This is a genomic window from Devosia sp., assembly GCF_017307565.1.
Classification (GTDB): Bacteria; Pseudomonadota; Alphaproteobacteria; order Rhizobiales; family Devosiaceae; genus Devosia.
Map to the genome: position 1 here is coordinate 1 of NZ_JAFKHD010000160.1, position 5,436 is coordinate 5,436.

The window sequence follows — 5,436 nt, forward strand, 5'->3', positions numbered from 1 at the left end:
TAGAAGATCGCGATGATGAAGAAGTGGTTGGCCGATCGGGGGTATTGAGCCAACGAGGCGGGCCGGGATTTTTCCGGCTCGCCCGTCAAGGGCGATAGCGCACCGAGCGGAAGGTCCCGTCGGGTTGGACGAGATTCGTCTCCATGTGGGGGACGATGTCGGTGTTTTGCGCGGAAGCGCAGCTCCAGGTGTCGTCGCGGCGATGGACGACGAATGACAGGATGGTCTGGCGGCGGGCGGGGTTGGTGCCCGGCTCGGTCGCTGTCTGGCCTTCCAGACGCAATTTGGCGTGGACCACGGCGGCATCGGGCGACAGCGATTTGACGCGAAGTTGCATGATGCTGAGGGTGGAATCGCCGAAAATGTTTGCAAAACCATAGGCATGCGCTTTGCGGATCGCTTCGCGATCATGCCACCAAAGCCCGGTGACATTGACGAATTCTGCGTCCTCATCAAAAAGCGAGGCAAGCTTGTCGGCGTCGCGCCGGGCCCAGGCCTCGACGAACAGTTTGGCTATGTCTTGCGGCTCCACCACGGGACTGTAGGTCATCGGATTTTCCTCGCCGTTCGAAGCGCCTGAAAGGGTTCTAGTGGAACCCTTTGCGGACTGAAAGCTCTAGACGGCCAAGGAATGGCGCGCGGCGCCCTGACCGAAATAGGTGTCGAAGCGGGCGGCGACGGAGCGGACAAAGGGGCGGCCGCGCTCGGTCATGCGGACCTGCCCTTCGCTCATTTCGGTCAACCCGTCTTCATCGGTCAGCGCGATGGCTTCGGCCTCGTGCATGAGGGCTTCGCCGGCCGCGCCAAATCCGGCTAGATCCTTGGATGTCAGTGCAAATTTGCAGAGCAAAGTCATGATGGCGTGGGCGCGCAGCTTGTCTGTCGGGGTCAGGGCGAAGCCCTTGGCAATGGCGCCATTGCCGCCAGCGACTGCCTTTTTGTAGTCGCCGGTCGCAGTGATGTTCTGCACGTAGCCCTGCGGCAATTGACCGATGGCGGAGGCGCCGAGGCCGATCAGCGCGTCGGCGGCGTCGTCGGTATAGCCCTGAAAATTGCGGCGCAGGCGACCGGCGCGGGCGGCGATGGCGAGGCTATCAGATGGCATGGCGAAGTGGTCAAAACCGATGGCTTCCATGCCTGCGGCGCGCAGGAGGTCGGCGGCCAGTTGTGCCTGGGAAAAGCGGTCGTGCCGGTCCGGCAGGGCCGTTTCGGGGATCATTTTCTGGTGCGTTTTCATCCAGGGAACATGGGCATAGCCGAAGAGCGCGACGCGATCGGGGGCGAGAGACAGGGCCGCCGCGATGGTCTTTTTGAGCCCTTCTTCGGTCTGGTGCGGCAGACCATAGAGGAGGTCGAGATTGACCGAGCGGACGCCGCGCTGGCGCATGGCGTCGACGACGCTTCGGGTCTGCTCAAAGGTCTGGATGCGGTTGATGGTGTTCTGCACCAGGGGATCGAAATCCTGCACGCCAATGCTGGCGCGGGTCAGGCCAAAGGCGGCCATGGCATCGTAGCGGCCGTGGTCGATGTCGTTGGGATCGATCTCGATGCTGACTTCGACATCGGGCGCGAGGTTGAAATTATCGGCGAGGTGCCGGCGCAGCATCTGGAAATCTTCCGGGGCCAGCAGGGTCGGCGAACCGCCGCCGAGGTGGATGGCGGTGACCACGCCGCGGCCGCGCAACTGCTTGGAAACCCATGCGATTTCGTCGTAGAGCGCGAGGAGATATTCGGCTACCGGCTCGTAGCGGAGAGTGTGTTTGGTGTGGCAGCCGCAGAACCAGCAGAGCCGGTCGCAATAGGGGATGTGCAGGTAAAGCGAGATGCTTGCGCGTTCGGGCAGGGCGGCGAGCCAGCGGGCATAGGTTTTCGTATCCACGCCGGCGTGAAAATGCGGCGCGGTCGGGTAGCTCGTGTAGCGGGGGACCGGCGTTGAATATTTCTCCACCAGCGCAAAGGTTTCGTCCTGCATTGCCGCACCTGACTTGATTGACAGGACGGCCAATAGCACCCGGTGCGGAAACGGGATTGATGCGGATCAAACCGTGGCGGGTTTCGGGACTATTCCGGTTTGGGGTTCATCTGGCGGCGAGCCATCTGGCGTTCGATTTCTTCGAGCAGGGTTGGCAATTCGCCTGGAGTTCCAATGGTATAGTCCGGCACTTCCTGAGCGTTGGCGGGAGTGTGGCTGCGCTTTTTTGACCAGCTTTGCCAGATGGTGGTGATCCCCAGGGCATTGGCGCCGGCGATGTCGCGCTCAAGGTGATTGCCGACCATGACGACGCCGTCGCTGTCTTCGAGGCCCATGGCTGCCATGGCTTGGCGGAACATGCGGGGGTCGGGTTTTTCGCAGCCTTCGGTTTCGGAAATGATCTGGGCGTGGAAATGCGGCGCGATGTCGTGGCCGCCGAGCACGGTGGCGAAGCTGCGGACGCGGCCATCGGCGACAAGGGCGAGGCGATAGCCTTCACGCGTGAGATTTTGCACCATTTCGAGAGCACCGGGGATAAGTCCGGCTTCGATGACGTAACCTTCGGCGTCAAAGATTTCGGTCGCTTCGTTGACGAGCGTGTCGCCGCTATCGAGAAACACAGCTTTAAGAAGGGGTTGGCTTTGCCGAACCTCGGCAAGCACTGTCCTTACGCGTCCCGGAATCCATTCGACCAGATCGGGCCAGGCAATGAATTCGACCGAGGAGAGATCGAAGCGCTGGTTGAAGGTGAAGGAGGGCAGGAAGGCGCGTGTCTGAAGGTAACGTTTGACGGCGCGATGGTCTTCGGCGGTGAGGTCAGCGAGGGCGTCGCGGAACATGTCATTGACGAGGATGGTGGCGCGGCCGGCCAATTCCCGACAGCTCACCGTGGTGATTTCTGCGGCGGGCGACTGGCCCTCGGCGGTGGCGGAAAAGGCGTGTTTGCCGGGCGCGGAAAAGAGCGTGACGCGGCCGTTTTCGAATGGCAAGGCCTTGTTTTCAAAAGCCATTGGGAAGATGCCGCCGTGGGCGCTGGCTTCTACGGCGACCACCCTGTCCGAGGCGTCGAGCTTGAGCCAGATGTGTTCGAGTTCGTAGAGGTGCTGGATGTCCCAGTCCCACCAGATGGCATATTCCACGACCCTCGTGACGCCCGGTTCGAAGGTGATGTCGAGGACGGCGGAGGGGGAGCGGCCGGGCGCTGTCAGGACGGTGATGCCGACACGGCTCGGGAGGAATGGTTCGTTGTCGCTGAAGCGAATGACCGGGGCGAGACGGCGGGCGAGGTCGAGTTCGGCACTGGTGGCTATCCGGTTTGGCGACGACATGAGACCTCCCATTGAAACAGTGACGTGGCGCATATTCTTGTAATCGTTTTCAAGAATGGACCGCAAGATGCGCGTCTTGGCTGGTTTGGCATGTTGGTGGCTCCCCGCGGCAGTGGAAAGGCATTATGGGGGCGCGGGGAGGTGCGGGGATTAGTTGGCGAGCGGCATGGTCGAGGCGCGCTCAATCAGGGTGTTTTCGAGCATGACCTGGCGCGGGGCGCGGCTAGGATCTTGCATATGGTCGACCAGCGTCTGAGCGGCGATTTCGCCCATTTCGTGGATCGGCTGGGCCATGGTCGAAAGCGTGGGGAAGGTGACGGCGGATTCCATGACGCCGTCATAGCCGAGAATCGAGAGGTCACGCGGCAGCGTCTGTCCCATGGCGTGGGCGGCGTGCATGACGCCGATGGCCAGCATGTCGGTGGTGGCAAAGATGGCGGTCATGTCGGGATTGTGGGCGATCATTTCGGCGCCGATCTCGCGGCCGGTTTCAAAGCTCGACTGCTCGAAGGGCGGCGAGAAGATGGGTGCGACATCGGGCGCCAGATCCCGGGCGGCGGCGCGAATGCCCCGGACGCGCTCGCTGCCGACATCCTGGCTGCCACCCTTTTGGGCGAGGCTGCCGGCGACGATGCCGATGCGGCGATGGCCAAGGCCGATCAGGTGACGCATGCCCTCGTAGCCGCCGGCAAAGTTGTCGCAGACGACGGCGCTGACGGCAGGAATGTTGGGCTTCATGTCGACAAAGGTCACAGCAATCCCTTGATCGCGCAGCCGTTCGACATTGCGGGCCGTGCGGGCGGCGGCGCCGGAGGGGCGGATGATGACACCCTGGGCGCGCATGTCGAGCATGGTCTCGATATAGGCCCGCTCGCGATCAGGGTCGCCATTGGTGGAGCAGAGCAGGACGCGATAGCCCTGATCGAACATGGTGGTCTCGATGGCATAGGCGAGGGCGCTCGAGAATGGGGTGCGCTGCTGGCGGAGGAGCACGCCGACAATGTTGGACTGCTGGGTGCGGAAGGAGCTGGCGAGGCCGTTGCGCCGATAGCCGAGCGTGTCGATGGCGCGGTTGACCGCGTCGCGCCTTTCGGGGCGGACATGGGCATAGCCATTGATCACCCGCGACACGGTGGCGATGGAAACACCAGCGAGGCGCGCAACGTCCTTGATGGTCACCATTTCGGTAGCAGACTGTTCGCATGGAGACTAACCGATGCGCGAATTCGACAATGCTTCGTCATGCGCCAAAGTCACCTGCAAGCGGATTTCCTGAATACGTTTACAGAAGTTTTGTGGGGCGGGGAGAGAATTTTGGCCGTCGCGCGTGAATGGGGGGCAACGCAGCGATGGGGCCTTGCCCGTCGCAATCGAAAATATAGGCTGGAGCGCGAGACTTAGACCTCAGGAGGGTAATCATGGTTCTCGCATCTCGGCCCGGTCGCGCCAAAGCTGGTCGCGCGGATAGCACGCGCAGGCTCTCGGCAGCGCCCATCGTTCTTGCCGCCGGTATTTTGGTCGCCTCCGGCGTGGCGGCGCAGGCGGAAACGGTCGAGGATATTACCGTGATGAACGGGGCCCGCGCGGTGCCGGCGACGGTGGTGGTGCCGGACGGCGAGGGGCCGTTTCCGGCGGTGGTGATGAACCATGGCCATGGCGGTGGGCGACAGGAAAACGGCGGCTTCGGCGGCGTGGCCAAGGCGCTGGCCGATCGCGGCATCCTGACCATTCGCATGGATTTTCCTGGTTCGGGCGACAGCAAGGAGCCGTTCACCGAGGGCTATCTCTCCAACATGATCTCGGACTCCAATGCGAGCCTGAAATATATCCTCGACAACTATGCGGTCGATGCCGGCCGGCTGGGGATTTTTGGGTACAGCATGGGCGGGCGCATTGCCCTGACCATCGGTAGCGCCGAGGGTAATCCCTATCGGGCCATGGCGCTCCTGGCGCCGTCGGCCGACTGGGGCCAGGACATGATGGTGGGCTTTCTCGGTGGTCAGGCCGAGTATGACCGGCTCTACGCCGATGCTTCGGGGCCGCAGGGCTATGGCGCGTTCGTGACGCCCTGGGGGCAGACCCAGCAGCTGAGCCTCAAATGGTTCGACGAGATGATCGCTTCGCACCCGCTCGACC

The 5,436-nt window shown here is 62.7% G+C and carries 5 protein-coding genes; 1 reads left to right on the forward strand and 4 read right to left on the reverse strand.

The annotated features are described in order from the left end of the window. Nucleotides 1–85 precede the first annotated feature (85 nt). The 4 genes from J0I64_RS04400 to J0I64_RS04415 form a co-directional block, all read right to left on the reverse strand. On the reverse strand, nucleotides 86–550 hold the full coding sequence (locus J0I64_RS04400) for an SgcJ/EcaC family oxidoreductase (RefSeq protein ID WP_291406394.1): 465 nt from the start codon (nucleotides 548–550) through the stop codon (nucleotides 86–88). Nucleotides 551–616: 66 nt separating this feature from the next. Beyond that, entirely contained in the window at nucleotides 617–1,972 is a 1,356-nt protein-coding gene (hemN, locus tag J0I64_RS04405) for an oxygen-independent coproporphyrinogen III oxidase (RefSeq protein WP_291406395.1), read from the reverse strand. A gap of 89 nt (nucleotides 1,973–2,061) precedes the next feature. Next, nucleotides 2,062–3,300: an HAD family hydrolase gene (locus tag J0I64_RS04410; RefSeq protein ID WP_291406396.1), complete on the reverse strand. Its 1,239-nt coding sequence runs from the start codon at nucleotides 3,298–3,300 to the stop codon at nucleotides 2,062–2,064. A gap of 150 nt (nucleotides 3,301–3,450) precedes the next feature. Continuing rightward, nucleotides 3,451–4,482, reverse strand: a complete 1,032-nt coding sequence (locus tag J0I64_RS04415) for a LacI family DNA-binding transcriptional regulator (RefSeq protein WP_291406397.1) — start codon at nucleotides 4,480–4,482, stop codon at nucleotides 3,451–3,453. Nucleotides 4,483–4,718: 236 nt separating this feature from the next. Here J0I64_RS04415 and J0I64_RS04420 point away from each other — a divergent pair. After that, a partial coding sequence (locus tag J0I64_RS04420) for an alpha/beta fold hydrolase (RefSeq protein WP_291406398.1) occupies nucleotides 4,719–5,436 on the forward strand: 718 nt, incomplete at its 3' end.